Annotated in this window: 26 protein-coding genes, 2 tRNA genes, 1 pseudogene and 1 riboswitch; of the genes and pseudogenes, 18 read left to right on the forward strand and 11 right to left on the reverse strand. The window is 69.3% G+C overall.

The genetic code is table 11. The features are described 5' to 3' along the window. The first annotated feature begins 105 nt into the window (after nucleotides 1-105). Nucleotides 106-204: riboswitch (SAM riboswitch) on the forward strand. Between the two features lie 8 nt (nucleotides 205-212). Together EJK15_RS10905 and EJK15_RS10910 are read left to right on the forward strand one after the other, a co-directional pair. Further along, a complete protein-coding gene (locus EJK15_RS10905; RefSeq protein WP_138710250.1) occupies nucleotides 213-815 on the forward strand; it encodes a GNAT family N-acetyltransferase in 603 nt (200 codons plus the stop codon). A gap of 65 nt (nucleotides 816-880) precedes the next feature. Next, nucleotides 881-1,549 carry a flavin reductase family protein gene (locus EJK15_RS10910; protein ID WP_138710251.1) on the forward strand — a complete coding sequence of 223 codons (669 nt, stop codon included), beginning with the start codon at nucleotides 881-883 and terminating at the stop codon, nucleotides 1,547-1,549. On the opposite strand, the gene EJK15_RS10915 is transcribed toward EJK15_RS10910, so the two are convergent. Beyond that, the gene (locus EJK15_RS10915) at nucleotides 1,526-2,041 is read right to left on the reverse strand and encodes an NUDIX domain-containing protein (protein ID WP_206060784.1); all 516 of its coding nucleotides are present in this window, start codon (nucleotides 2,039-2,041) and stop codon (nucleotides 1,526-1,528) included. The two genes, EJK15_RS10910 and EJK15_RS10915, sit on opposite strands and share 24 nt — an antisense overlap. A 95-nt stretch (nucleotides 2,042-2,136) precedes the next feature. Here EJK15_RS10915 and EJK15_RS10920 point away from each other — a divergent pair, with 95 nt between their 5' ends. Continuing rightward, nucleotides 2,137-3,228 carry a calcium:cation antiporter gene (locus tag EJK15_RS10920; protein ID WP_206060785.1) on the forward strand — a complete coding sequence of 364 codons (1,092 nt, stop codon included), beginning with the start codon at nucleotides 2,137-2,139 and terminating at the stop codon, nucleotides 3,226-3,228. On the opposite strand, the gene EJK15_RS10925 is transcribed toward EJK15_RS10920, so the two are convergent. Together EJK15_RS10925 and EJK15_RS10930 are read right to left on the reverse strand one after the other, a co-directional pair. Next, a complete protein-coding gene (locus EJK15_RS10925) occupies nucleotides 3,229-3,975 on the reverse strand; it encodes an ABC transporter permease (protein ID WP_138710253.1) in 747 nt (248 codons plus the stop codon). It lies immediately after the preceding gene. Next, nucleotides 3,956-4,897 (reverse strand): ATP-binding cassette domain-containing protein, encoded by a 942-nt coding sequence (locus tag EJK15_RS10930; RefSeq protein WP_138710254.1) that lies wholly within the window; start codon nucleotides 4,895-4,897, stop codon nucleotides 3,956-3,958. Before EJK15_RS10930 ends, EJK15_RS10925 begins: the two co-directional genes overlap by 20 nt. A gap of 369 nt (nucleotides 4,898-5,266) precedes the next feature. On the opposite strand from EJK15_RS10930, the gene EJK15_RS10935 reads away from it, so the two are divergent. The 4 genes from EJK15_RS10935 (at nucleotide 5,267) to EJK15_RS10950 (ending at nucleotide 7,018) form a co-directional block, all read left to right on the forward strand. Further along, on the forward strand, nucleotides 5,267-6,274 hold the full coding sequence (locus EJK15_RS10935) for a GH25 family lysozyme (RefSeq protein ID WP_171074232.1): 1,008 nt from the start codon (nucleotides 5,267-5,269) through the stop codon (nucleotides 6,272-6,274). 86 nt (nucleotides 6,275-6,360) lie between these two features. Beyond that, nucleotides 6,361-6,597: a C40 family peptidase gene (locus EJK15_RS10940; protein ID WP_338089858.1), complete on the forward strand. Its 237-nt coding sequence runs from the start codon at nucleotides 6,361-6,363 to the stop codon at nucleotides 6,595-6,597. Nucleotides 6,598-6,675: 78 nt separating this feature from the next. Beyond that, nucleotides 6,676-6,906, forward strand: coding sequence for a transposase (locus EJK15_RS10945; RefSeq protein WP_138710257.1), 231 nt, complete (start codon nucleotides 6,676-6,678; stop codon nucleotides 6,904-6,906). 39 nt (nucleotides 6,907-6,945) lie between these two features. Beyond that, nucleotides 6,946-7,018: transfer RNA gene (locus EJK15_RS10950), tRNA-Thr, on the forward strand. Nucleotides 7,019-7,124: 106 nt separating this feature from the next. Here EJK15_RS10950 and EJK15_RS10955 read toward each other — a convergent pair. Continuing rightward, the gene (locus EJK15_RS10955; protein ID WP_138710258.1) at nucleotides 7,125-8,942 is read right to left on the reverse strand and encodes a nucleotide-binding protein; all 1,818 of its coding nucleotides are present in this window, start codon (nucleotides 8,940-8,942) and stop codon (nucleotides 7,125-7,127) included. 410 nt (nucleotides 8,943-9,352) lie between these two features. Further along, complete coding sequence (locus tag EJK15_RS10960; protein ID WP_138710259.1) at nucleotides 9,353-9,553, reverse strand: hypothetical protein; 201 nt, start codon at nucleotides 9,551-9,553, stop codon at nucleotides 9,353-9,355. Between the two features lie 482 nt (nucleotides 9,554-10,035). On the opposite strand from EJK15_RS10960, the gene EJK15_RS10970 reads away from it, so the two are divergent. The 7 genes from EJK15_RS10970 (at nucleotide 10,036) to EJK15_RS11000 (ending at nucleotide 14,469) form a co-directional block, all read left to right on the forward strand. Then, nucleotides 10,036-10,109: transfer RNA gene (locus EJK15_RS10970), tRNA-Met, on the forward strand. A 71-nt stretch (nucleotides 10,110-10,180) separates the two neighbouring features. Continuing rightward, nucleotides 10,181-10,345, forward strand: a complete 165-nt coding sequence (gene rpmG, locus EJK15_RS10975; protein ID WP_019632658.1) for a 50S ribosomal protein L33 — start codon at nucleotides 10,181-10,183, stop codon at nucleotides 10,343-10,345. Nucleotides 10,346-10,553: 208 nt separating this feature from the next. Continuing rightward, a complete protein-coding gene (locus EJK15_RS10980; RefSeq protein WP_138710260.1) occupies nucleotides 10,554-11,003 on the forward strand; it encodes a MaoC family dehydratase N-terminal domain-containing protein in 450 nt (149 codons plus the stop codon). Continuing rightward, nucleotides 11,003-11,431 (forward strand): MaoC family dehydratase, encoded by a 429-nt coding sequence (locus tag EJK15_RS10985; protein WP_138710261.1) that lies wholly within the window; start codon nucleotides 11,003-11,005, stop codon nucleotides 11,429-11,431. Before EJK15_RS10980 ends, EJK15_RS10985 begins: the two co-directional genes overlap by 1 nt. 115 nt (nucleotides 11,432-11,546) lie before the next feature. Next, nucleotides 11,547-12,620: a hypothetical protein gene (locus EJK15_RS10990; RefSeq protein ID WP_138710262.1), complete on the forward strand. Its 1,074-nt coding sequence runs from the start codon at nucleotides 11,547-11,549 to the stop codon at nucleotides 12,618-12,620. 11 nt (nucleotides 12,621-12,631) lie between these two features. Further along, complete coding sequence (locus tag EJK15_RS10995) at nucleotides 12,632-13,681, forward strand: UDP-N-acetylmuramate dehydrogenase (protein ID WP_138710263.1); 1,050 nt, start codon at nucleotides 12,632-12,634, stop codon at nucleotides 13,679-13,681. Between the two features lie 221 nt (nucleotides 13,682-13,902). Then, nucleotides 13,903-14,469, forward strand: coding sequence for a TMEM165/GDT1 family protein (locus EJK15_RS11000; RefSeq protein ID WP_138710264.1), 567 nt, complete (start codon nucleotides 13,903-13,905; stop codon nucleotides 14,467-14,469). On the opposite strand, the gene EJK15_RS11005 is transcribed toward EJK15_RS11000, so the two are convergent. After that, nucleotides 14,466-15,629, reverse strand: a complete 1,164-nt coding sequence (locus EJK15_RS11005) for an FAD-dependent monooxygenase (RefSeq protein ID WP_138710265.1) — start codon at nucleotides 15,627-15,629, stop codon at nucleotides 14,466-14,468. The genes EJK15_RS11000 and EJK15_RS11005 overlap by 4 nt on opposite strands. Before the next feature lie 69 nt (nucleotides 15,630-15,698). On the opposite strand from EJK15_RS11005, the gene EJK15_RS11010 reads away from it, so the two are divergent. Next, nucleotides 15,699-16,277: a TetR/AcrR family transcriptional regulator gene (locus EJK15_RS11010; RefSeq protein ID WP_171074233.1), complete on the forward strand. Its 579-nt coding sequence runs from the start codon at nucleotides 15,699-15,701 to the stop codon at nucleotides 16,275-16,277. Between the two features lie 163 nt (nucleotides 16,278-16,440). On the opposite strand, the gene EJK15_RS76240 is transcribed toward EJK15_RS11010, so the two are convergent. Then, nucleotides 16,441-19,296 carry an ATP-binding protein gene (locus EJK15_RS76240; RefSeq protein WP_276615377.1) on the reverse strand — a complete coding sequence of 952 codons (2,856 nt, stop codon included), beginning with the start codon at nucleotides 19,294-19,296 and terminating at the stop codon, nucleotides 16,441-16,443. Between the two features lie 124 nt (nucleotides 19,297-19,420). After that, complete coding sequence (locus EJK15_RS70435; protein WP_171074234.1) at nucleotides 19,421-19,567, reverse strand: hypothetical protein; 147 nt, start codon at nucleotides 19,565-19,567, stop codon at nucleotides 19,421-19,423. Between the two features lie 199 nt (nucleotides 19,568-19,766). On the opposite strand from EJK15_RS70435, the gene deoC reads away from it, so the two are divergent. From deoC to EJK15_RS11035, 3 genes are all read left to right on the forward strand, one after another. Then, entirely contained in the window at nucleotides 19,767-20,699 is a 933-nt protein-coding gene (gene deoC / locus EJK15_RS11025; RefSeq protein ID WP_138710268.1) for a deoxyribose-phosphate aldolase, read from the forward strand. Continuing rightward, complete coding sequence (locus EJK15_RS11030; RefSeq protein WP_171074235.1) at nucleotides 20,696-22,123, forward strand: aldehyde dehydrogenase family protein; 1,428 nt, start codon at nucleotides 20,696-20,698, stop codon at nucleotides 22,121-22,123. Before deoC ends, EJK15_RS11030 begins: the two co-directional genes overlap by 4 nt. A 231-nt stretch (nucleotides 22,124-22,354) precedes the next feature. After that, entirely contained in the window at nucleotides 22,355-23,227 is an 873-nt protein-coding gene (locus tag EJK15_RS11035; RefSeq protein WP_206060786.1) for an aldehyde dehydrogenase family protein, read from the forward strand. A 6-nt stretch (nucleotides 23,228-23,233) separates the two neighbouring features. Here the strand turns inward: EJK15_RS11035 and EJK15_RS11040 are convergent, their stop codons facing one another. The 3 genes and pseudogenes from EJK15_RS11040 to EJK15_RS11050 all read right to left on the reverse strand — a co-directional run bounded on the left by EJK15_RS11040 (nucleotide 23,234) and on the right by EJK15_RS11050 (nucleotide 25,208). After that, a complete protein-coding gene (locus EJK15_RS11040) occupies nucleotides 23,234-23,380 on the reverse strand; it encodes a BBE domain-containing protein (protein ID WP_171074236.1) in 147 nt (48 codons plus the stop codon). An 88-nt stretch (nucleotides 23,381-23,468) separates the two neighbouring features. After that, a pseudogene (locus EJK15_RS11045) lies at nucleotides 23,469-23,741 on the reverse strand (FAD-binding protein); the annotation flags it as partial. 27 nt (nucleotides 23,742-23,768) lie between these two features. Further along, entirely contained in the window at nucleotides 23,769-25,208 is a 1,440-nt protein-coding gene (locus EJK15_RS11050; protein ID WP_138710271.1) for an amidase, read from the reverse strand. Nucleotides 25,209-25,428: the final 220 nt, after the last annotated feature.

The following is a 25,428-nucleotide window of genomic DNA, read 5'->3' on the forward strand; positions in this document are numbered from 1 at the left end:
CCCTCTTGAACCGTATGCCGTACCGTACACTATACGGGAAGCGTTCGGAAAGAGTTCCCGCGTTGACGTGCGTTCGTGGGGTCGGGCATGATCCATCGCACCGAGATGTCATCCAGAGGATCCGAGGGACCTGGCCCTGTGACGGTCCGGCAACCTGCCCGCTCGCGGAAGCGGGCAAGGTGCCAACGCCAGGAACGATGAGGAGGATTCCGATGAGCGTTCGGCTCGATGTTCCGGTGCTGCATGGATCGCTCGTACGGCTGGAGCCGCTGGTGATGGGGCATGCGGCGGATCTGGCGCGAGCGGCCGAGGAGGATCGGTCCGCCTACGACTTCACCGTGGTGCCGAGGGCTGGGGAGGTGGAGGCCTATGTGGCGGCCCAGCGGGAGCGCGAAGGGCTGACGCCGTTCGCGCAGGTGCGGGTGGCCGACGGCAGGGCGGTGGGGTGCACGGGGTTCTGGGATCCCCGGTTTTGGCCGGGGCGGCAGGAGCTGCGGGCGATCGAGGTGGGCTGGACGTGGCTGGCGGCGTCGGCGCAGGGGACCGGCATCAATGCCGAGGCCAAGCTCCTGCTGTTCACGTACGCGTTCGAGGTGCTGGGGGTGGCGCGGGTCGATCTCAAGACGGATGCGCGGAACATGCGGTCGCGGCGGGCGATCGAGCGGCTCGGCGCCCGGTTCGAGGGGGTGTTGCGAAGTTGGTCGCCCTCGTGGGTGCCGGGGGAGGAGGGAAAGCTCCGGGACTCTGCCATATTCTCCGTGGTCGCCGATGAGTGGCCGGAGGTCAAGGCGGCACTGAGCCAACATCGGTCCTGAAATCGGCAGCGAGACGTCCGATGGCCGCCAGCGCGGCGCCGTGACAGGCGGCGACAGTGGTGCCCATGAGCACTGTTGTCGACAAGCACACCCGTATCGAGCCGAACATCCTCTACTTCGGCACGCCGGTGGTGCTGATCTCCTCCTTGAACGACGACGGAACCCCCAACCTGGCCCCCATGTCGTCGGCCTTCTGGCTCGGCTGGCGGGCCATGCTGGGGCTGGGATCGCGGGCCAAGACGGCGCAGAACCTGGTCAGGGCGCGCGAGTGCGTACTCAATCTGCCCTCCGACGCACTCGCCGCGGCCGTTGACCGGCTTGCGCTCACCACCGGGTCGGATCCCGTTCCCGAGCGGAAGCAGGAGCGGGGGTATCGGTACGTACCGGACAAGTTCCAGCGGGCGGGGCTGACCGCCACGCCGTCCGAGACGGTGGCGCCGCCGCGGGTGGCCGAGTGTCCGGTCAGCATGGAGGCCGTGGTCGAGGCGGTGCATCCGGTGGGCGATGACGGCGGGGTGCTGGCGTTCGAGGTGCGGGTGCAGCGGGTCTGGGTGCACGAGGAGATCCGGATGGCGGGGACGAGCGATCGGATCGATCCCGACGCCTGGCGGCCGCTGATCATGAGCTTCCAGAAGCTGTACGGGCTGGGGCCGCAGGTGCATCCGTCCACGCTCGCGCGGATTCCCGAGCGGTTCTACCGGGGAGCCGATCTAGAGCGGGCCCGTACCTTCTAGCAGCGTCAGCCACGTACGGGGGCCGCAGAGGCGCTCGATCTCCGCGCGGGGCAGCCAGTCGGCGTGGGTGCTCTCCGAACCGGCCGGCGGGCGCGTCGGGGTGCCCGGACCCGGCAGGACGGCTCGGAACATGGCCATGTACGTCAAAGGCGCGTATCGGTAGTCGGCCGGCGGGGCGTCCAGGAGCTCGATGCGCTGCCAGGCGAAGACGGACAGGGCGGAGGCCGGCAGCCGCAGGCCGGTCTCCTCGTGCAGCTCGCGCACCGCGGCGTCGATCGCGCTCTCGCCCGGGTCGAGGTGGCCGCCCGGGATGTCCCAGCCCCGCCCCTCCCGGTCCACGCAGGTCATGAGGGTCCTGCCGAGCCCGTCCGAGACGAAGGCGAACGCCGACGTGGTCTGATCGGGGGGCGGAAGGGCGGCGGAGAGGAGGACGTCCAGGCGGTGCGCCACGGGGATCCAGGGCACGGTGGTCGTCGCGATCAGATGGGCCACCAGGTCACTTTCATTCCCCCATAAAACGGATGTCAAGGCATGATCAGGGGTGATTCCATTGTGTCATCTGTGAAAGACGGGAGAGCACCCTGTACGTGATCCGTAACGTTTTGAGGCTGTGGACCGTTCTCATTCCCGCCCTGTCGTTGCTGGTGCTGGGGCTCTCCTGGGGGCGGGAGCTGCCGACCGCACTGGTCATTGTCGTAGCCCTGCTGCTGGCCGGCGCGGTGCTGGCCGCCGTGCACCACGCCGAGGTCATCGCGCATCGCGTCGGAGAGCCGTTCGGCTCGCTGGTGCTGGCCGTGGCCGTGACGGTGATCGAGGTGGCGCTCATCGTCAGCATCATGATCTCCGGCGGCGAGCAGACCGGGACACTGGCCCGCGACACCGTGTTCGCGGCGGTGATGATCACGTGCAACGGGATCGTGGGGCTGTCCCTGCTCACCGTGACCTTGAAGCGGCGGATCGCGGCGTTCAACGCCGAGGGCACGGGCAAGGCGCTCGCCACCGTGGCCACGCTCAGCACGCTGAGCCTGGTGCTGCCCACGTTCACGACGAGCGCGCGAGGGCCGGCGTTCTCGCCCGCGCAGCTCGTCTTCGCGGCGGTGGCCTCGCTCGCGCTGTACGCGCTGTTCGTGGTGACCCAGACCGTACGCCACCGCGACTACTTCCTGCCGGTTGCCCGGGACGGCGCGCCGCCCGACCAGGAGGAGCACGCCCCACGGCCCTCCGGGCGTACGGCGCTGGCCAGCCTCGGGCTGTTGCTGGTGGCGCTCATCTCGGTGGTCGGCCTGGCCAAGGTCGAGTCGCCGGTGATCGAGCTGATGGTGTCGTCGGCAGGGCTGCCCCACTCCGTCGTGGGCGTCGTGATCGCGCTGCTGGTGCTGCTGCCCGAGACGCTCGCCGCCGTCCGCGCGGCCCGGCGCGACCAGGTCCAGATCAGCCTGAACCTGGCGCTCGGGTCGGCGATGGCGAGCATCGGGCTGACCATCCCGGCCATCGCGGTGGCGTCGATCTGGCTCGAGGGGCCGCTGCTTCTCGGATTGGGCGGCACCCACCTGGTGCTGCTCGCCCTGACGGTCGTCGTCTCGACCCTCACCGTCGTGCCGGGGCGGGCGACGCTCATGCAGAGCGGAGTGCACCTGGTGCTGTTCGCCGCGTTCCTGTTCCTGGCGATCAGCCCTTGATCAGACGACGCCCTGGCGCATGGCCCGGTTGCCCAGGTACAGCCCGACGGCGGCGATCAGGCAGGCGGACGCGGTGCCGTACAGGATCGAGGGGTCGGTGAGGTGGCCGGCGAAGAGGGCGCGCTGGGCGTCCACGATGTACGTCACCGGATTGACCTGACCGATCGCGCGCATCCACGCCGGAGCGGTCTCCAACGGCAGCAGCACGCCCGAGAGCAGGAGCAGCGGGAACAGGATCGACTGGCTGACGATCCAGAAGAGGGTGCCGCCCGGAGCCGACTTGACGGCCAGGACGAACGAGAACGCGCCCAGGCCGACCCCGAAGACGACCAGCTGGGCCAGGCCGGCCAGGACGCCCGCCACGTACAGCTCGAAGCCCAGCGGCAGCGCCAGCAGGATGATCAGCACGGCCTGGACCAGGAGCACGATCATCGCCTTCATGGCCCTGCCGACCAGCATCGCCGTCCGGTTCAGCGGCGTGACCAGCATGCGCTCCATCGAGCCGCCGATCAGCTCGACCAGCAGCGTGTAGCCGGCGGACATGGGGCCCGTCAGGCACATCATGACCAGGATCCCCGGCACGAACCACTGCCACGACGAGCCGACCGCCCCGTCCAGCAGCGACCCGAACAGGAACAGGAACAGCAGCGGCTGTCCCATCTCGAACAGCAGCCCTGCGGGATCCCGCAGGGCGGGCTTGAATTCGCGGGAGAAAACGGTCGTGGTGTCACGCAGGAATGTTGTCATCGGTGAGGCTTCTCCCGGTAAGACTGAGGAACACGTCATCGAGGGTGGGGCGGGTGGTCTCGGCGGTGGTGACCTTGATGCCGGCCCCGTCCAGGGTCCGGAGGTAGTCGGGCAGCGCGGCGGCCGCGTTCGAGACCCGCAGGCGCACGGTCGTGCCCTCGGCCGTCCCGTTGCCCATCCCGGCGGCCCTGCGCGCCTCCTCCTCCGTGCTGGTGGTGATCGTGATGTGGTCGCCGGCCAGGTCGTTCTTGAGCTGCTCGGAGGTGCCGTCCGCGATGATCCGGCCGTTGTCGATGATCACCACCCGCTCGGCCATGCTGTCGGCCTCCTCCAGGTAGTGGGTGGTCAGGAACAGCGTCGTCCCGTACGCCTCCCGCAGCCGGAGGATGTGCTCCCAGATCTCGGCGCGGCTCTTCGGGTCCAGCCCGGTCGAGGGCTCGTCGAGGAAGAGCAGGTCGGGGCGGTGGACGAGGCCGAGGGCGATGTCGAGGCGGCGGCGCTGGCCGCCCGAGAGCGTGCCGGGCCGCCGCTTGGCCAGCGGCTCCAGGTGGAGCAGGCCGAGCAACTCGTCGGCGCGGGCCGCCGCCTCCTTGGCGGGCAGACCGTAGCAGCGGCCCTGGGTGACCAGCTCGTCGCGGGCGAGGAAGCCCTCGCCCGCGCTGTTGCGCTGACCGACGTAGCCGATGCGGGAGCGCACGCCGGCCGGGTCCTTGACCACGTCGTGGCCGGCCACTGTGGCGGTGCCCGAGGTGGGCGGCAGGAGGGTCGTGAGAATGCGCAGCGTGGTGGATTTTCCCGCGCCGTTGGGGCCCAGGAACGCTACGAGCTGGCCGGCTTCGATGTCGAGGTCGATGCCACGGACGGCCTCGACGGTCTCCTTCTTGACTTTGAACACTCGGGTCAGTCCCCGGGCGTGGATCATGGTCGGTCTCCTGCGGGCATGGCGAAGAAACCCCAGGTCGGGGCCTCGAAAGAGGATCGGATCCAGTTTGCGCAGGGAAAACCGGGTTTGACAAACGCGAATGTCACGTTCATAAACGGCCCCTACCTGCGGAAACGTGCGTGGGGCGGTGTGCCGGCGACGGCGATTTTTGGGGTTCTGAGGTGCGGTTTCTCGGGAGTTGGCGAGAAATTTTCGCAGGTCGATTAGGCGGGCGGTGGAGACAGGGCTCGAGCGTGACGGCGCGGCATGCCGGTGCTTCTGGTGAACGGGTTGCCGGGGCCGGGCAAGACGACTCTGGCTCGCGCCACGGCTTGCGGAATTGCGGTTAACTCCGCAATGATCTCCGGCGTGAAACGTCTTGGGTTATTCGCGATAATCGCGGCGCTTGGAATGGGCGGCGGAGTCGCCGAGGCAGCGGATGGTGTTGCCGGGGTCGACGTCAGTAACTGGACCGGCGACATCGACTGGGAAAGCGTGGCGTCGGGAGGCGGGAAGTTCGCGTTCGTCCACGCCACCGAGGGGACGACCTACCGTAACCCGCGTTTCGAGGCCCAGTTCGGCGGCGCCGCGGCGGCCGGGCTGGCTCGCGGCGCATATCACTTTGCGCAGCCGCACGAATCCGATGGGGCAGCCCAGGCGGAATATTTCCTGCAGAACGGCGGGAACTGGGTGGCCGACGGCCAGACCCTGCCTGGAGTGCTCGATATCGAGGACAACCCGTACAAGGACAAGAACGGGAAGAACAACTGTTACGGCCTGTCCGCGGCGGACATGGTCACCTGGCTCAAGGACTTCACGAAGAGGTACCGGGAGCGGACCGGCCGGCACGCGGTCATCTACACCACCACGAGCTGGTGGCAGACCTGTACGGGGAACTCCGCCAAGTTCAGGTCCAACCCGCTCTGGCTGGCCCGCTGGGGCGGCGACCCGGGCGAGCTGCCGAAGAGCTGGAAGAGGCACACGTTCTGGCAGTCGGCGGACAAGGGGCCGCTGGTCGGCGGGGGTAACTCGTTCAACGGCTCGGAGTCCCAGCTCAAGGCGATGGCCAACCCGCCGGCCGAGGTGTCGGTCACGGGCGCGGCGAGGAGCAGGAAGACGTACACGGTCACGGTGGCGAACACCGGCCCGCACCCCGTCACGAACGTCAACGTCTCCGGGCGGGCCTTCGGCGGGCAGCGCGTGGTCAAGGCGCCCGGGTGCAAGTTCAGCGGTACGGCGGTGCGCTGCACGATCGCGGAGCTGCCGCGCGGCGAGAAGGCGACCTTCACGTTCACCACCAAGCCGCGCAGGGCGAAGGGCGCGGTCGGCGTGAACATCACCGTTGGCTCGGTGAAACTCACCCTGAAATCCAGATAAGGCAGGATAAATCCCGAAGCCCGATGGCAAGGGGGACGGGATGAGACGGCGGTTGGCTGTGGCGGCGGCTGGCGCACGGAGAGGACGTGCTCGGGCCGGGGAGCACCAACGATCACGTACGGAGGATGCGCCGGGTGGACGCGGCGCCCGTACCTGGTGATCTTATCTTCTTCGGAAGAATCACGAAAAAGTCGGTCAAGACCCACCACGTTGGTATCTACCTGGGACAGGGCAGGATGATGAACGCTCCCGAGACCGGGGCCGTGGTGCGGATCGACGACATCGCGCGGCTGAAGGACTTCGCGGGCTTCTACCGGTTCTGAGCGCGTACCGAGTCGGTATAGCTGTAACGCCTGTGGCGTGGCAAAAATTGAGAGACCCGAAGGCTACTGTGTGCCGCTATGGAAAGGCGATGGGTCGGCCTCGACGGCTACGAGGTCATGGGTGCCGTGCGGGCCGGGCGGCAGGTGCTCCGGGTGCGCAGGCACGGGTGGGTGGTCGCCGACTGTTCCTCCGTCGCGGAGGTGGCCGGCTACGTCGATCTGGCCGATCTGTGCGAGGTGATCGAGCTGCCGGCGCGGCGGGACTCGGAGAGGATCGCGGAGGCCCAAACGAGTTCGCATCATCGCTGAGTGCCGTGTATGGTTACACCTGTCCGCAGCGCCGGACAGGCCCCTATAGCTCAGTCGGCAGAGCGTCTCCATGGTAAGGAGAAGGTCAACGGTTCGATTCCGTTTGGGGGCTCATAGTCTGATACAACGCCCGCCTTCAGAGATCCTGAAGCCGGGCGTTTGATGTTGTGAGCGATATCTGAGCGATGAGCACGCTGGGCGTGCCGACCATACCGCATTCAGGGTTGCGGATCAGCGAAGCCGTCGCCTACGGAGGCGGCCAGGTGGAGAAACGCCTCGTGGGTCCGGGGTTGCAGCCTTTCGAGGTCGACCTCCGCGCCCTCTTCGAGGTGGGGATCGTAGGGTACGCGGATCACGGCGCGGCAGTGGGCCGCGAAGTGGGCCTCCAGCTGGTCGAGGTCCACGGTGGACTTCGACCGGGGACGGACACTGCACAGCACCACCGTGGCGGAGCGGACCAGGCTTTCGTTTTTATGGTTCACCAGCCAGTCCAGCGTCGCGGAGGTGGCGCGGGCGCAGTCCACGGCCGGAGAGGTGACCAGGACGAGCTGGTCGGCCAGGCCGAGGACACCGGACATGGCCGAGTGGAGCAGACCAGTGCCGCAGTCGGTGATGCAGATCGAGTAGAAGTTCTCGAGGATGGCGGACACCGCCTGGTAGTCGGACGCGGTGAACGCCTCGGACACTGACGGATCGCGATCGGAGGCGAGGATCTCCAGGCGGGATGGGGCCTGCGAGGTGAAGGTGCGGATGTCGACGTAACGCTGGATCCGGTCGCGCTCGTTGAGCAGGTCGCGGACTGTCGCGGGCGTCTCCAACTGGATCTTGTCCGAGAGGGTCCCGCGGTCGGGGTTGGCGTCGATCGCGATGACCCGGTCGCCGCGGACCTGGGCGAGGATGGAGCCGAGGCAGGCCGTGGTGGTGGTCTTTCCTACACCGCCCTTGAGGCTGAGCACGGCGACCCGGTGGTGCCCCGAGGAGACCCGGGTACGGGCGCGGGCGATCAGTTCACGGCGGTGACGCATCTCGGAGGACTCGCGCGGCTTGATCAGGCCACCTGAAACTTTGTAGATCAGTTTGCGCCAGCCATGGGTGGGCACGTCGCTGCGGCTCTTGAGTAGCGATGCGGCGTCGAGACTGGCGATGCTGGACCCTCCCTGCCGGGAGGCGGTGCTGAAGCCTGGCCGTGGGGCTGCCTTCTGGCGCGCTTGGTACTGTGCCCGCGCCGGCTCCGCCGTGCCGCTGTCCTCCGCGGAAGGCGATTCCTGCGGAGCGGAAGGCGTCTCCTGCTCCGGGGCGGAAGGGATTTCCTGCTTGAACGCCGAAGGCGCGTTGCCGTTCGAAGCGACCGCTTCATCCTCGAGAGCCGGCTGAGATGCCATGTCGTCCTTCTCCTCTCCGGAAGCCTCACCGACCGTGATCAGCTCGGCGTCTTCGACGACTACGTTGGCGTGCTTCTTCTCGGCGCTGCCGTTGGGACTGCCGTCCGTGATCCGGTCACCGTCATGGTCGGCACCGACGGGCGCGAGCTCGCCGACCTCCGTGGCCGACGGCTGGACCAGTGTGAGATCAGAGTCAGTCCGCGTGGTGGAGGGCTCCGCGACCTCGGCCGAGGCGTGCGCCTGCTCGGCTGGCTCGGCGTTGGGCTTTGCGGTCGCCTTGAGGGCCTCGGGCTCGGCGGAATCGCCCGTCGTGCCGTCGTCGGTTTCGCCCGGCTCCTTGCGAGGGCGCGGTTTGAGCGCGACACCGATCAGATCCGTGTAACTGGTGATCGGGAACATTTGGGAGGGGATGTGCTTGTACAGGTGCGATATTGGAATCTCCTGCTTGGTGCCGCTGATTGTTCCATCTACGCCATCGAACAGCGGACGCAAATCTTCGGGAGAGTTCAGGGGGAACGTGAGTTTCCGCATCGCTAGCTTGGTGAACTGTGCCGCAGTCTCGAGTCCCGGAACGAGGCGAACCGCTTCCAAAAGAAGATGATAATCTTCCTTGCCGAGCTGGCTCTCGTCATGCCGATCTTCTTGGTCAGCCATATTTATAGTTCCTTTCCGTGCTTCGGGCCCGATCCATCGGCTCAGTGTTCATTGCCTGCACGAGTTCGAAACATAAGTAAGCCTTCGCTGCTCCGGTCGTCGGCCGAGGGCTGCTGCATTTGGAGTCCATGCCTGAAGATCCCCAGCACCCTGGGGTCTTCGGTTTTGGCCGATTTCCTTAGCATTTATTCCGCGGTGGGCGTTGGTTACGCGGCGCGTCGGGTCAAGCCATCTTCAAGTTTCTCGATAATTCCCGACTGGGCCGCGGACGTCTCTTGCTGCCGGGTTTCCGCTATTTGTGGGCCGTCGCGGGTTTCCTGTCTCCGCGATGGCTGCCCTTGTGATGCTCGTGCCCCGTTTGCCGGTACTCGCCCGTGTCCTGCCGCACGATGTCGTGGGCGCCACCCGGGTCACGTGCTGAGCATGCACCGAGCGGACGGCGCCAGCCGGCCGGCTGGAGAGGCTCTGATCAGGCGAGCCGACCGCCACCCGGTGGTCACCAGCGTCACCAGATCCGGCCAATCCGGCCGCTCGGCCCGGGCACCGAGTTGCTCCTGGCCGCCGCCGAGCGGCTCGCGGCGGCCGGCAAGCACATCCTGGTCGGGTTGCACCCGCGTGCGGATCGTTCGCTATGGGAGCCGTAAGAGATCGGCTCCGTCTCGACAGTCCAGGCGTCGGCGCGAGCCGAGGCCGCCATCGGGCATTCCGGGGAACGGTCTTCCCCGTCGGCGTCCCTCTGGTGGGCTGTACGGACCCGCGCCTGCAGATCCCCGAATACCTGTTGAGCGTCTGCTCGCACGTCGGCGTGACATCGGTGATCAGGAGCATCCGCTGGCCTACCTGCTCGGCCTCGAAGGCATCGCTCCCCGCTGTTGTCGCTCTTGGTCTCCCGCTGCTACGCTGGCCAGCGCGTCTGCCCAAGACCTGCGGTAGGGTTCGGCAGATCTCACCGGCAGGTGGGGCTTTGTATGTGGATTTCGGATCTCGGGGGTTCCTGAGGCATACTGGGGGTCACCCTGCTCGATCAGGCGAGTTACGAATGTGCTCCCTGCTTCGGGTATCCTCTACGGGCCGGGTCCTTACCGGTCTCAAAGGCGGAGTAGCTCAGTCAGGCAGAGCAAACGGCTCATAATCGTTGTGTCGCCGGTTCAAGTCCGGCCTCCGCTACTGCCCAATCCCAGGTCGATCGGCCTGGGTACGGGTGTGTCCATGTCCCGAACGTAGAAAGGCACTCCCAAGTGGCTGCCACCGACGTTAGGCCGAAGATCACGCTGGCCTGCCAGGAGTGCAAGCACCGCAACTACATCACGCGGAAGAACCGGCGCAACGACCCGGATCGGCTTGAGCTGAAGAAATACTGCCCCAACTGCCGCTGCCACCGCGCGCACCGCGAGACCCGATAGTTCTCCGGGCAGCTTCTCCTTCCTGCACTTCGCACAACCGGCGTCCCTAGCCTGGGCGCCGGTTCGTCGTGTCTGCCCTCTCGACAGCCCGGTACGCAAGATCGCCGGGCGGCGGCAAAGACGCGGCCATCACCGGCGACAGCCGAACCTTGTTCTGTTACCGTCGGCCTCAGCAGCGCTCGGATGAAGGACATGCGAGGGAGCACTGATGGCCTTGAACCGTGACTTCGTGGGCAGGACCTACCCGCCCGGCGCCCCCTACGAGGTCAGCCGGGTGAAGATCAGGGAGTTCGCGGCCGCGATCGGTGACAGCAACCCTGTCTACCGCGACAAAGAGGCCGCCCAGGCCGCCGGATACCCCGACGTGATCGCGCCGCCGACGTTCCCCATCCTGTTCAGCCTGCAGAGCGGCGGCGGGGCGCTGGTCGATCCCGACCTCGGCCTGAACTTGGCCATGGTGGTCCACGGCGAGCAGCGCTTCGAGTACGCCCGCCCCATCTACGCCGGCGACCAGCTGGTCACCACCGCCACGATCACCGACATCCGGACCGCCGGGCGCAACGAGCTGCTGACGGTGCGCAGCGACGTGACGACCGTCGAGGGCGAGCCGGTCTGCGTGACCTACAACACGATCGTCGAGCGCGGAGGGGCCGGCTGATGGCTGCCACGGTGAAGTACGACGAGGTCGAGGTCGGGCAGGAGATCCCGGCCGTGGACTACAACGTGCGCAGGCCCGACCTGGTGATGTACGCCGGGGCCTCCGGCGACTTCAACCAGATCCACTGGAACGAGCGGTTCGCCAAGATGGTCGGGCTCCCCGATGTGATCGCGCATGGGATGTACACCATGGCGCAGGCCGGGCGGTTCGTCACGGACTGGGCAGGAGATCCCGGTGCGGTGGTCGACTTCGGGGTGCGGTTCTCGTCGATGGTGGTCGTGCCCGATGACGACCAAGGGGCCACGATCTCGGTGAGCGGGGTCGTGGAGGAGAAGCTCGAGGACAAGCGGGTGGTCGTCGGGCTGACGGCGAGGTCGGGCGAGGCCAGGGTGCTGTCCAAGGCCCGTGCGGTGGTTCAGCTGTCCTGACCCATGGATCGCCGCCTGTCCTGACGCGCGATGATATGTCGGGCGGCTCTCGGGTACCCGTGTGCCTATGAGTGAAGCTGTGCGACAGGTATGGCCTACGGTCCGGTCGATCCCCATGTCCGCCGTGACCGACGCCAAGCCTCCGGGGCATCTGCGGCCGGCCCGCATGGAGCAGGTGGCGGGCGGCTCCGGGACCGGACGGGACACGGCGGGCGGTGCGGCGGTCGGGGCAGGCGAGCCGGGCACGGCGGCCGGTGGTGCGGCGACCGGCGCCGGTGGTGCGGCGGCGACCCCTCGCAGGGCCGGTGCGGCGACCGGTGTGGGGACGGCGGGGGCCAAGCCACGAGGTGCGCACGCGCGCGTCAACCCCGCCGCCGAGCTGGGCTTCTCCGGGGACCCCGGGCAGCACGGCGACCCGGGCGACGGCATGTTGCACGCCCAGCGCGCCTGGGACGCCACGCTCGCCACGAACCGCCTTGACGACCTGGGCGTCAACGTCGAAAGGCAGCGCGTCGAGACCAGGGGTGTCACCGCCACCGTGGGCCTGCTCGTCGACGGCTGGCCCGCGGACGTGCGCGCGTGCGTCCAGTCGGTGATCGACCACACCGGCGCGAAGGTGCTGGCGTTCGACCTGGGCAACATCGACCGCGCCGGTGACGTGCTGGCCGATTTCGCCGAGCGGTACCCGGAGCGGATCACCGTCTGGCACGTGGCCGAGGCGCCGCACTGGCGTGGGGGCACGGCGACCTGGGGCGAGAGCCGTACCAAACTGCTGCGGCTGGACGAGTCGGACGTGCACGTGCTGATGGAGACCTCCGTCGTGCTGCGCGGCGACGCGCTGACCCCGCTGGTCGCGGCCATCGTGGACGGGGCGGTGGGCGCCGGGTGGCGGGGCGCGGAGCCGTCCGGCGGCGGCGCTCACGAGGCGGGGCCGGGCAAGGTGCGGGCGCTGACCGGCGAGCTCATGGCGGTACGCAGGTCGGCGGCGCTCGGGGCGCTGCCCGAGGACGCCCACTACGGCCGCAACGCCGATCTGGAGCTCTCGCTCGGCCTGCGCGGCGAGCTGGTCGTGCCCCCTGGGCCGCTGCCGGTGGAGCGGCTGGGGGCGCATGAGGTTCCCGCCGGCTACCTGGACCGGGAGTCGCGGCGCAACTATGACGGGGTGCTCCGCATGCTGAGTGCCTCATAAGCTAGTTGCCCATGGAGATGCTCGCGCCGTACACGACGCTGCGCCTGGGCGGCCCCGCCCGCGAATTCGCCGAAGCCACCACGGCGGAGCAGCTCGTGTCCCTGATCGCCGAGGCCGACAGCAAAGCGGTGCCCACGCTGGTGCTCGGCGGGGGTAGCAACGTTGTGGTGTCGGACGACGGGTTCGACGGGCTCGTCATCAAGGTGGCGACCGCGGGCGTGGCCGTCTCGCGCGACGTCGACGAGGTGCTGGTCACGGTCGAGGCGGGCGAGGACTGGGACCCGCTGGTGGCCCGCGCGGTGGCGGAGGGCTGGTCGGGCATCGAGTGCATGTCGGGCATCCCCGGGCTGGTGGGGTCGACGCCCATCCAGAACGTCGGCGCGTACGGGCAGGAGGTCTCCCAGACCATCAGGTGCGTGCGGGCCTACGATCGGCGCACCAGGCAGGTGATCGATCTGGAGGCGCGGCAGTGCGGGTTCTCGTACCGGGACAGCGCCTTCAAGCGGGATCTGGCGCGGTACGTGGTGCTGGCGGTGACGTACGCGCTGGATATTTCGGAAGTGTCGGGGCCTGTCGCATACCAGGAGCTGGCCGGGAGGCTGCAGGTCGAGCTCGGCGGCCGGGTGCCGCTGGGGCAGGCCCGTGAGGCGGTTCTGGGGCTGCGGCGCGGCAAGGGTATGGTGCTCGACCCGGACGATCCCGACACGCGCAGCGCCGGCTCGTTCTTCACCAACCCGATTCTGACAGCCGAGGAGGCAGCGGTGCTGGCCACTCGCGCGCCCGATCATCCGCGTTACGAGCTGCCCGACGGGACGATCAAGGTGCCGGCCGCGTGGCTGATCGAGCAGGCGGGCTACCCGAAGGGGTACGAACGCGGCCCCGTACGCATCTCCACCAAGCACACCCTCGCCCTGACCAACCCCAACGGCGCCACCACCGCCGACCTGCTCGCGCTGGCGCGGGAGGTGCGGGACGGGGTGCGGGAGAAGTTCGGCGTCACGCTGGTCAACGAGCCCGTGCTCGTCGGCTGCAGCCTTGGAGACGAGCCCGCCCCGGAATAGGTGCCCCGGTTTGGGCTGTTATGGTGGTTTGGAATTCCGAAGGGGAGTAGTCCCAATCGCGTGATCGACATGCTGGCGCGTTCGCGTCCGGTCACGCGGGCCTTCGCGGGCGGACGAGACCTTCGGCCTGGCAGTCATGTGGACAAGACGCTGCCGGGCCGAAGTCGTGCCCGAAACTCCCTGGGTTCCAGCTTCCGGTCCGGTCGCGCGGAAGAGGACCGTTGGAAGCGTTCTGGATCAGTCTCGTCGTCATCTTCGTGGCCGAGCTCGGTGACAAGAGCCAGCTCATGGCGATGACCTTCGCCACTCGTTTCAAGACCTGGCCCGTGCTCCTGGGCATCACGATCGCCACGACCGTCGTGCACCTGCTCAGCGTGGCCGTGGGCGGCCTCGTCGGGGACGCGCTGCCGACGACGGCGATCTCGGTGGTGGCCGGGGTGGCCTTCCTCGGGTTCGCCGTGTGGACGCTGCGCGGGGACGAGCTGACCGAGGAGGAGTCGCGCAAGGCCCAGAGCGTCACCAGGAGCGCCCTGATCGCGGTGACCGTGGCGTTCTTCCTGAGCGAGCTGGGCGACAAGACGATGCTGGCCACGATCACGCTGGCGACGCAGCACGGCTGGGTCGGCACCTGGATCGGCTCGACGGTCGGCATGGTCGCGGCTGACGCCCTGGCCATCCTCGTCGGCCGCCTGCTGGGCAGGCACCTGCCGGAGAAGGTCATCCGCTACGGCGCCGCGGCGGCGTTCGCCCTTTTCGGCATGGTCCTGCTTGCGGAGGCGATGTTCTAGGCCAAGGCGTAATCCGGCAGCCTCATGGAGCCCTTGGCCCGCATCAAGCGCTCCGCCGCCGCCATAGCCCGCATCAGTGGTAGCCGGGCGGCCGCGTCGCGAACCCGGATGCCGCCCACGGTCTTGGGCACCATGAGGCGGACGTTCGGACCGATCTGCTGCTTCTGCCTGACCAGCGGGCGGTGGGCGTCCTCGTAGCGGGAGAAGGCGATCCGGTGGTCCCCGGAGGCGGCCGCCAGTTCCCCGGCCAGCCGGTACGCGCCGATCAAGGCCAGCTCCGCGCCCGCGCCTGAAGCCGGGGAGGCACAGTAGGCGGCGTCGCCCACCAGCGCCACCCGGCCCGACGACCACGACGGCATCCGCACCTGGCTCAGCGCGTCGAAGTAGAAGCCGGGGTCGGCGAGCGCGGCGGCGAGCAATTCCTTGATCCGCCACGTCGGTTCACTGGCGAACGCCTGACTGATCAGGCGCTTGTGCTGCTCGACGTCGCGGTGCTCGAAGGTCAGCGGCCCCGAACGGAAGATGAAGTACGCCTTGGCCTGCGGGTGGTTACCCGAGCGGTAGATCCCGGCCATCTTGCCCGGCAGGTTGTACATGGTCACCCAGCGGTCCTCGCCCAGCGCGGTGCCGGCGTCGGCGAACGCGAAGTAGTGGTCCTTGTGCTGGATGAAGTGCGACTCCGGGCCGAAGGCCAGCCTGCGGACCGCGGAGTGCAGGCCGTCGGCGCCGACGACCAGGTCGAAGCGGCGGGTGTGCCCGCGATCGAAGGAGACGCTCACGCCGTCGGCGTGCTGGCTCAGGTCACGGATGGAGTCGCCGAAGACGTACTCGGCGTCGGTGATCTCGTGCAGCATCGCCACCAGGTCGCCGCGCATGACCTCCACGCCGCCGGTCGGGAGGGTGATGCGAGCGATGGCGCGGTCGCGGGCGTCCACGAATTTCATGCCCTGGACGTCGGCCGCCGCCGCCCGGACGCGCGGCATGATCCCCATGCGTTCCACCACGTCGATGGCCAGGTTCTGCACGTCGATCCCGTTGCCGCCGACACGTGGGCGCGGCGCGCGTTCGATCACGGTGGGGTGGAAGCCGTGCCTGGCCAGCCAGTACGCCAGCGTCAGCCCCGCAATGCTCGCCCCTGAGATCAGGATCCGCCCGTTCATCGGGTCTCCTCTGCGATACGATAACTGAAATGCTCATTCCAGTTGCACGATATGGAAGGGTCATTCCAGATGTCAACATCGGGAGAGACTGGACGCAGGGCCGACGCCGTACGCAACCGCCGGCTCGCGCTTGAGGCGACCAAGGCGCTCCTGGCCCGACCGGGCGCCACCCTCACCGTCGAAGCCATCGCCAAGGAGGCGGGGCTGGGGGCGGCGACCGTCGTACGCAGCTTCGGTGGCAAGGAGGCGCTCATCGACGCTGCCGTGTCCGGCCTGCTCGAACCCGTGGTTCAACGTGCCAGGGACCTGCCGGCCGAGGCCGGCCCTGAGCAGGCGCTGCGGACGTTCTTCGCCGAGCTGGTCGCCTTCCAGTCCGCGCACCACCCCATCAGCGAGCAATTGGGCGGCCTGAACCTGCCCGCCACCACGGCTCTGCGGGCAGGGCTCGTACAGGCCGTGGAGAAGATGATCGCCGGCGCTCGGCAGGACGGGGCGATCCGCACCGACGTCGATCCCGCCGTCGTCTCGGTGCTGCTTGGCGAGGTCGCCTACGCGATCGCACGGTCACGGCCCGCGTCGCGAGAGCTCATTGACGGCTTCATCACCGTCGTGATGGACGGCCTTCGCCCACAGGCGGCCGTCAGGTGATCGCCTGGCGTCATTTGCACGTGGATCTGCCCGCCAGGGACCTTCACCTCTATGAACACGATGCTGGTCGAGCATCCGATCCTCGTCCAGCGGCCGATCATCACCGCCGACGATGGATCCGCGGTGATCGGACGGACAGAGGCCGCAGCGCGGTCCGTACTCCCTAGACCAGGAGGGAGAACCGGTGTGCGGCGGCGGCTGCCTCGCCGCGGGTTGTGACGCCGAGCTTGGCCAGGATGTTCGACACGTGCACGCTGACCGTCTTGGCCGAGATGAACAGCTCGGCGGCGATGTCCCGGTTTGTCCTGCCCTGGGTGACCAGCCGCAAGACCTCGAGCTCGCGCGGCGTCAGCAGCTCCGACGGCTCCTGTGCCGACTGCGGACCGCCGCCCACGCGCCGCGACAGCGTCTCGATCTCCTCGATCAGGGGGGTGGCACGCAGCGCCCGGGCCAGCGGCAGCGCCTGGGCCAGCCGGGTCGCCGCCCCCTCGCGATCGCCGCTCCGCGCGGCTGCCGTGGCGGCCCGCAGCAGGGCCTTGGCCTGGTTGTGCGGGCGCTTGAGCCGCTCCCAGGCGGCCGCCGCGGCGTCGAAGTCGCCGGTGTACGACAGCCGGTACGCCTCCACGACCGGCCCGATGACCGACAGCTCGGCCGCCACCTCGGCGGCGTGCGCGCGTACCGCGGCGGCTCGTTCCGGCTCGGTGGCCTCGGCGGCGTCGCAGACGGTGCGGAGCAGGGCGAGCAGCTGCCAGCCCAGCATGGCCTTGCTCGACTGCCGGGGATGCGAGAGCACCCGCTCGGCCACGGCCAGGGCGGCGCCGGGCTCACCCCTGAGCAGGTGCCAGCCGATGTGCAAGCGCGCGTTGGCGGTGATGTCCTGGACCCAGTCCTCCGCGCGGTCCTTCAGCACCCCGATCTCGGACAGGATGCTCTCGACCAGCTGCAGCTCGCCCCTGGCCAGGGCGATGTCGGCGCGCACGCGCAGCAGGCAGTACCTCGTTTTCCTGTGGGGGCCATGGCTGAGCGCGGTGTCGACGATTTCGACGGCCTTGTCCCAGCGGCCGATCGACTCCAGTGCCTCGGCCCAGTTGTTCATGATGAACAGGCCGCTGCCGCGGAGTCTGCCGTACTTCTTGGCGATCTCCCAGCCCTGCTCGGACAGGCGTATGGCTTCTTCCTCGCGGCCTATGTCGATCAGCGCGTCGACGGTGTTGCCGATCGCCCGGGTGATGATGCGGCCGGAGTGCTCCTCGTGGCCGATCTCCAGCGCCTGCTCGTTCACCATGATCGTGGATTCGAGCTCGCCGTTGAGCGAGTGGCCGAGCGCCAGGTTCAGCAGCAGGTCGGCCTCGAGGCACCGGTCGCCGTGCTCCCTGGCGAGCCGCAGGCCCTCGGCGATGATCTCGCTCGCCTCGTCGTTCTCGCCGCGCAGCATGAGCTGGCGGCTCAGCGGGCCGAGGACCTCGGCCCGGTCGAGGCTTTCCTCGGGGACGAGCCGGAGAGCGTGCCTGAGGTCCTCGATGACGCTCATATGGCCCTTGGATGTCTTGAACCCGGCTCTCCGCACCATCAGCTGCGCGACGCGGCCCGGCTCGAGGGTCTCGTCCAGCTCGGACAGGGCGGCTTTGACGAACTTCATGCCCTTGTCGACCTCGCCGCCCGCGTTCGCGGCCTCGGCGGCCCGCTCCAGCACGGCGGTGTGGTCGGCGCCGATGCGCTCGGCGGCGCCGGGCACCCGGTCCCAGAGCATGAGCACTCGTTCTAGCAGCGGCACGGACTCGGTGTACGCGAACGCCTTGAAAGACTTCTGCGCCGCCTCCCACGCGGAGATCAGTGCCCAGAGGTCGTTGCGGGCGCCGTACCAGTGGTGCGCCAGCTCGACAGGGGCGCGGCCCATCGGGACGAGCGTGCGGTCCTTGGAGATCTCCTCGGCGTATCTGGCGTGCAGGCGCTGGTGCTCGCCGGGCAGCAGTTCCTCGTGGACGGCCTCGCGGATCAGCGAGTGCCTGAAGACGTAGGCGCGGTTGTCGGCCACCTGTAAGACGTTGCCCGCGATGGCGGGGCGCAGCGCGGTCTCCAGCTCGACGTCGGACAGGCCGCTCACGGCGGCCAGCAGCGCGTGGCCGACCCGGATGCCGCCGGCCGCGGCGATGCGCAGCACCCGCTGGGTCTCTTCGGGCAGCCGCTCGACGGAGTTGAGTATCAGGTCCTGCATGGATTCGGGGAACGTGCAGTCCTCGCCGCTCTCCAGCATGGCCTCGACGAACAGCGGGATGCCCTCGCTGCGCTCGTAGACCTTCGTGACGCTGCCGTATTCGGGGACCTTGCCGAGGATCCCGGTCATCTGCTGGGCGACCTCGTCGCGCGACAGGCGGGGCAGGTCGAGCCGGTGCACGCCGTGCACCCGGCCCAGCTCGGCCAGCACCGGCCTGAGCGGGTGCTGGCGGTGCAGGTCGTCGGAGCGGTAGGTCATGACGATCAGCACCTGCGGGATGTGCAGGTTGCGGCTGAGGAAGGCGATGAGGTCGCGGCTGGACCGGTCGGCCCAGTGGATGTCCTCGATGAGGAGGACGGTGGGGCGGCTGTCGGCGAGCCGTTCCAGCAGGGTGAGGAACTGCTCGAAGAGCCGCGCGCGGCCGGTGTCGGTCTCGCCGTGGCCGCTGGGCTCGCCGAACTCGGGCAGCAGCCGGGCCAGGTCGCGCTCCGCGCCCTCGGGCAGCAGCGCCGCCACCGCCGCCGGGCCCTGCTCCCTGACGAGCTGCCGGAGCGCCGCGGTGAAGGGCGCGTACGCCAGACCCTCGGTGGACAGCTCCACGCAGCCGCCGAACAGCACCTGCGCGCCCCCGGCGGCGCAGTGCTCGGCGAAGCGGTGCACGAGCCTGGTCTTGCCGACGCCGGCCTCGCCCCCGAGCAGGACGGCTGTCACCTTGCCTTTTCGTGCCTCGTCGAGGCTTTCAGAGAGAGCCGCCAGCTCCTCTTCCCGTCCGACGAAGACGGGACTGACAGATCGTCCCCGCATGTCATCCAGCATGTCATGCCTCACGGATTACTTTCGACGCATTTGAGGGGGCATGGCGGCCCCCACTACGGGGGCATGAAGGCCCGGCCACGAGGGAGGTGGTGGCCGGGCTCTCGTGGGGCGGTCATGAGGAACGGCGCTTGCCGAAGAACGAGCGGCGCTCGGACTTGTTTCCCTTCTCTGCCTCGCGTACGCGGCGGTGCTCGGCCGCCGCCTTGCGCAGCTCGCTCGCGTGGCTCTTCATGAGCTCGTATTCGATCTCGGGGTGCATCTCATGTCTCCTGGTATTTCGTGCTTCTTCCTGACTTCTTTAAGACTCGGTCTAAGGCCCGGTACGCCACATCGGGTGGATGCCTTATCTCTGGGCCGCGCAGGCGTACGGCATACCTAGGACCTGGGCGGCGATGGCCCTAAGGCGGTCCGGTTTGGAGCTGGCGGCCCTGGTCGGCGATGCTGAGGGGGTGTCAACCATGACTACTTCGCTCGCGGAGGCCGCCGCGTCCGGCGCGACTCTGCGGGCATTCCTGCACGGCCTGCCCGGTGTCGACCGGGTCGGCGCGGACCAGCGGGCGGCGACGCTCGGCACCCGATCGATCAAGACCACCGCCAAGGCCCAGGCCATCGACCTGGCCATCTCCATGGTCGACCTGACCACGCTGGAGGGCGCCGACACGGCCGGCAAGGTGCGCGCGATGTGCGCCAAGGCGGTGCGTCCCGGCGGCGGCGCGCCCCAGGTGGCGGCCGTTTGCGTCTATCCCGACCTGGTCGCCGTGGCGGCCGGGGCGCTGCGCGGGTCGGGGGTGAAGGTGGCCTCGGTGGCGACCGCGTTCCCCAGCGGGCGCTCGTCGCTGGAGGTCAAGGTGAGCGACACCGCGCTGGCCGTGGCCGCGGGCGCCGACGAGATCGACATGGTGATCGACCGCGGCGCGTTCCTGTCCGGCGACTACCTGAAGGTGTTCGAGCAGATCGTCGCGGTCAAGGCCGCGTGCGGTGCGGCGCACCTGAAGGTGATCCTGGAGACCGGCGAGCTGGCGACCTACGACAACGTGCGGCGGGCCTCGTGGCTGGCGATGCTGGCGGGCGCCGACTTCATCAAGACCTCGACGGGCAAGGTGTCCCCGGCGGCGACGCTCCCGGTGACGATGATCATGCTGGAGGCGGTGCGGGACTTCCGTGCCGCGACCGGCCGCCAGGTGGGGGTCAAGCCGGCCGGCGGGATCCGCACGACCAAGGACGCGATCAAGCACCTGGTGCTGGTCAACGAGACCGCCGGCGATGACTGGCTGACGCCGGAGTGGTTCCGGCTGGGTGCGTCCTCGCTGCTGAACGATCTGCTGATGCAGCGCCAGAAGCTGGCCACCGGCCGCTACGCCGGCCCCGACTACTTCACCCTGGACCGATGATGGCGATCTTCGAGTACGCCCCCGCGCCCGAGTCCCGCGACGTCGTCGATCTCCAGCCGTCATATGGGCTGTTCATCAACGGCGAGTTCACCGACGGCTCAGGCCCCTCCTTCAAGACGATCAATCCGGCGACCGAGGAGCCGCTGGCCGAGATCGCCGCCGCCACCTCCGACGACGTGGACCGGGCGGTGCAGGCCGCGCGCAAGGCGTTCGGGGTCTGGAGTGCGCTGCCCGGCGCCGAACGGGCCAAATATCTGTTCCGCATCGCCCGCATCATCCAGGAACGCGCCCGCGAACTGGCGGTGCTGGAGTCACTGGACAACGGCAAGCCGATCCGCGAGTCGCGCGACGTGGACGTGCCGCTGGTGGCGGCGCACTTCTTCTACTACGCAGGCTGGGCCGACAAACTGGCCTATGCCGGGTTCGGCACAAAGGCGCTGGGCGTGGCCGGGCAGGTGATCCCGTGGAACTTCCCGCTGCTCATGCTGGCCTGGAAGATCGCGCCGGCGCTGGCGTGCGGGAACACGGTGGTGCTCAAGCCGGCCGAGACGACGCCGCTGACCGCACTGCTGTTCGCCGACATCTGCCGGCAGGCCGACCTGCCGCCGGGCGTGGTCAACATCGTGACCGGCGCGGGCGAGACCGGCGCGGCCGTGGTCGCCCATCCCGACGTGAACAAGGTGGCCTTCACCGGCTCCACCGAGGTCGGCCGGATCATCGCCAGGACCGTGGCGGGCACCGGCAAGAAGCTGACCCTGGAGCTGGGCGGCAAGGCGGCCAACATCGTGTTCGAGGACGCCGCCATCGATCAGGCCGTCGAGGGCATCGTCAACGGCATCTTCTTCAACCAGGGCCACGTCTGCTGCGCGGGCTCGCGGCTGCTGGTGCAGGAGTCGATCCGGGACGAGCTGCTGGAGGCACTCAAGCGCAGGATGGGCACGCTGCGCGTGGGCGACCCGCTGGACAAGAATACCGACGTCGGCGCGATCAACTCCGCCGACCAGCTCGCCAAGATCCGTGAGCTGTCCGAGATCGGCGAGTCGGAGGGGGCCGAGCGCTGGTCGCCGGCGTGCGAGCTGCCCGAGCGCGGCTTCTGGTTCCCACCCACGGTCTTCACCGGGGTCGCGCAGTCGCACACGATCGCCAGGGACGAGATCTTCGGCCCGGTGCTGTCCGTGCTGACCTTCCGCACTCCGGCCGAGGCCGTCGAGAAGGCCAACAACACCCCGTACGGGCTGTCGGCCGGGATCTGGACGGAGAAGGGCTCGCGCATCCTGTGGATGGCCGACCAGCTCCGGGCCGGCGTCATCTGGGCCAACACCTTCAACAAGTTCGACCCCGCCTCACCCTTCGGCGGCTACAAGGAATCCGGCTACGGCCGCGAAGGCGGGTTGCTCGGGCTGGAGGCATACCTCGATGGGTGAGCGTGAGATTGCTGGGGGGAGGCATACCTCGATGGGTGAGCGTGAGATTGCTGGGTGGGAGGCATACCTCGATGTGTGAGCACCGCCGCCCGGGACGCGGGAAACGGCGTGCCCAGGCCACCCGCGGCCATGCCTTCGCCCGGGCCGGACGTCCCGTACGCACCGGCTGGTACGCACACCGCTGCGGCGTGAGCCGGTGCGGGCACGTCTTCTTGTCGGTCGAGATGTCGCATGAGTCCACGTGGAGAGGCCGGGGCGATGAGTAGGTTGTCCGTCAGAAAGACCTACAAGCTGTACATCGGAGGGGCGTTCCCGCGCTCTGAGAGTGGGAGGTCCTACCCCGTGACCTCGCCCAAGGGCGAATTCCTCGCCAACGCCTCGCGGGCCTCGCGCAAAGACGCCCGCGACGCCGTGGTGGCCGCGCGCAAGGCATTCGCCGGCTGGTCGGGCGCCACCGCCTACAACCGGGGGCAGATCCTCTACCGGGTCGCCGAGATGCTGGAGGGGCGCCGCGCCCAGTTCGCCGAGGAGCTGGGCGGCGGCAAGAAGGCGGCACTGGAGGCGGTGGACGCCGCGGTGGACCGCCTGGTCTGGTACGCGGGGTGGTCCGACAAGATCGCCTCGGTGCACGGGGCCGCCAACCCGGTCGCCGGCCCGTACTTCAACCTGTCCTCGCCCGAGCCGACCGGCGTGGTCGCGATCGTCGCGCCCGCCGATCCGCTGCTCGGGCTCGTGTCGGTGGTCGCGCCGGTGATCGTCACCGGCAACACCTGCGTCGTGGTGGCCTCCGAGCCGTCGCCGCTGGCCTCGATCACCCTGGCCGAGGTGCTGGCCACCTCCGACCTGCCCGGCGGCGTCGTGAACGTCCTCACCGGACGGCAGGCCGAGCTCGCTCCCTGGCTGGCGGCGCACATGGACGTCAACGGGATCGACCTGACCGGGGTGACGGACGCCGACCTGGCGCTGAGGTGCGAGCAGGAGGCGGCGGAGAACCTCAAGCGCGTCCTGCGCCCGGTCCAGGAGGACTGGGCGGCCGATCCGAGGATCGGGCGGATGACGCGGTTCCTGGAGACCAAGACCGTCTGGCATCCGGTCGGGATCTGAGCTGGTTCAGGCAGGAATGTTGTGGTTCAGGCGGAGGAGGTGGCGCGGGTCCCACCGGGCTTTGAGCGCGGTCAGGCGCTCGTAGTCCTCCGGTTCGTACGCCTTGCGCACCTCCGCCGGCGTGGCGTTGTCGCCGTACAGGAAGTTGAGCACGCGCCCGCCGGTGGCCCACGGGGCCAGCGCCCGCGCGACCCGGTCGTGCGCCGGGCGCAGGGCGTTCGTGTCCGTGCCCGGAGACCGCGCCCACCTGAGGGGACGAGCCGGACAGCGGGGCCAGGCCGTGCCGGGCGGCCTCCTCGATGACGCGCTCCCACTTCGCGCCTGCCTCGACGCGGGCCGTGGCGGTGGCGGGGTCGACGCGGACCCCGTTCATCCGGCCGGTGGTGATCAGCAGGCCGCCCGACGCGGCGACGGGGAGGCCGTGGCCGGTGGCCTGGACGGCGACGGGCAGGTCGGCGGCGGCGCGGGCCACGGCCTGTCCGACGTCGTCGGGGCCGGTGGCGGGAACGATCAGGTCGGGCTCGTGCGCGGCGAGGAGCTGTTAGTTATAGCCGGGCGCTCTGACGAGCGGGTGGGCCGACTGGAGCTGGGCGGCCAGGCCGAGCAGATGGGGCTCACCGCCGGGCGGCGCGACGAGCTGGACGCCGATCGGCATCGCGCTGGAGTGGGTGGCGATGGGGACGGTGATCGCGGGCCAGCCGCACATGTTCCAGGGACTCGCGGCGGGGGCGAACCTGACGTTGGCCAGCGCGTTGCGGAGGAAGCCGCGCTCGCCCCAGCGCTCCGCCCTGGGCGGGATGGTGGCCAGGACGGACGTGATCAGCACGTCCGCGTCACCGAACCACTGGTCGGCCCCGTAGGCGCGCCAGCGCTCGCGGCCGCGTACGCCGTTCAGCTTCAGCGCGGCGAGCACCCGGCCCGCGCGGGCCAGCGACCGGGTGCGCCGCTCCAGGCTCCGCCGGTCCAGCCCCTCCGCCGCGGCGGCGGACCGGCACAGCCACGTGGCGATCGTGGCGTGGCCGAGCCAGGCGGGCAGCCTGCGGGTGTGCTCGACCACGGTGTGCCCGGCCACGCGCAACGTCTCCGCCGCCGCGCGCACCGCGGCCTGAAACTCCTTGTCCATGGGCAGGCCGACGGGCAGCGGCTGAGGGGCGTACGCCACCCGCAGGTCGAACGGCTCCGGGCTGTCCGGCGGCGGCTGCGGATCCCACACCTCGGCGTCGTCGGCCCAGACCGAGCGCAGCATGGGCGGTCGCGGATCGACCCTCCGGCCGGTGCGCCACGCCTCCGCCAGCGCCGGGTCGGCGGCCAGTACGGACAGCATCAGTGACAGGTCGGCCACGGTCGTGGTCAGCGGGCCGTTCTCGGTCAGCCCGTCCCAGTCGTCGGCCGGCCCGGGCACCAGGCCGGTGCCCGGCTTGATGGCCAGCACGCCGCAGGCCGCGGCCGGGATGCGCAACGAGCCCATGCCGTCGTTGCCGAGCGCGATCGGCACCATGCCGGCCGCCACGGCCGCGGCGCTGCCCGACGACGAGCCGCCGGAGGTGCGCGCCGGGTTCCAGGGGTTGCGGACGATGCCGTACGCGCTGTCGCCGAACGCGGTCAGCCCCAGCTCGGGCAGATTCGTCAGCCCGACGATCACCGCGCCCGCCGCGCGCAGCCGTGCCACCGTCACGTGGTCCTGCGGCGCGGGCGAGTCGGCGGTCCCGGCGGATCCGCCGCGGGTCGGCTCGCCCGCGACCTCCAGGTTGTCCTTGACGGCCACCGGCACTCCGGCGAGCGGCAGCTCCGCCAGGTCACGGCGTTTCTGCACGGCCTGGGCCTCCTCCACGGCCTGCTCCCTGACCCGTCGAAACGCTCCTACCCTGGGATCCCGCTCCGAGATGACGTGGAGATGCTCCTCGACGACGGTCGTGGCGGTGACCTCGCCGTGCCGGACGGCCGTGGCGATCTCGATGGCGGACCTTCCTGCCCACAACATGACTAGAGTCTGCAGGTTTTCCCTCTTCCTCGCGAGCACCTTTTTGGCTCCCCGCCGGCGTTCACCACCGGCTGGGTCGCCCGGTATGGCTCGCCTAGAAGATCACTGAAGATGTTGGGCTCTAGTCGTGCTGTGGACGAGGGGTCAGACTCGTCGATATGCAGGGCGAATGGAGTGGGGAACTGGTCGGCCCGGATGTGTGGCAGACCTGCCGTGAGCT

This window comes from Nonomuraea basaltis (assembly GCF_005893125.1).
Lineage (GTDB): Bacteria > Actinomycetota > Actinomycetes > Streptosporangiales > Streptosporangiaceae > Nonomuraea > Nonomuraea basaltis.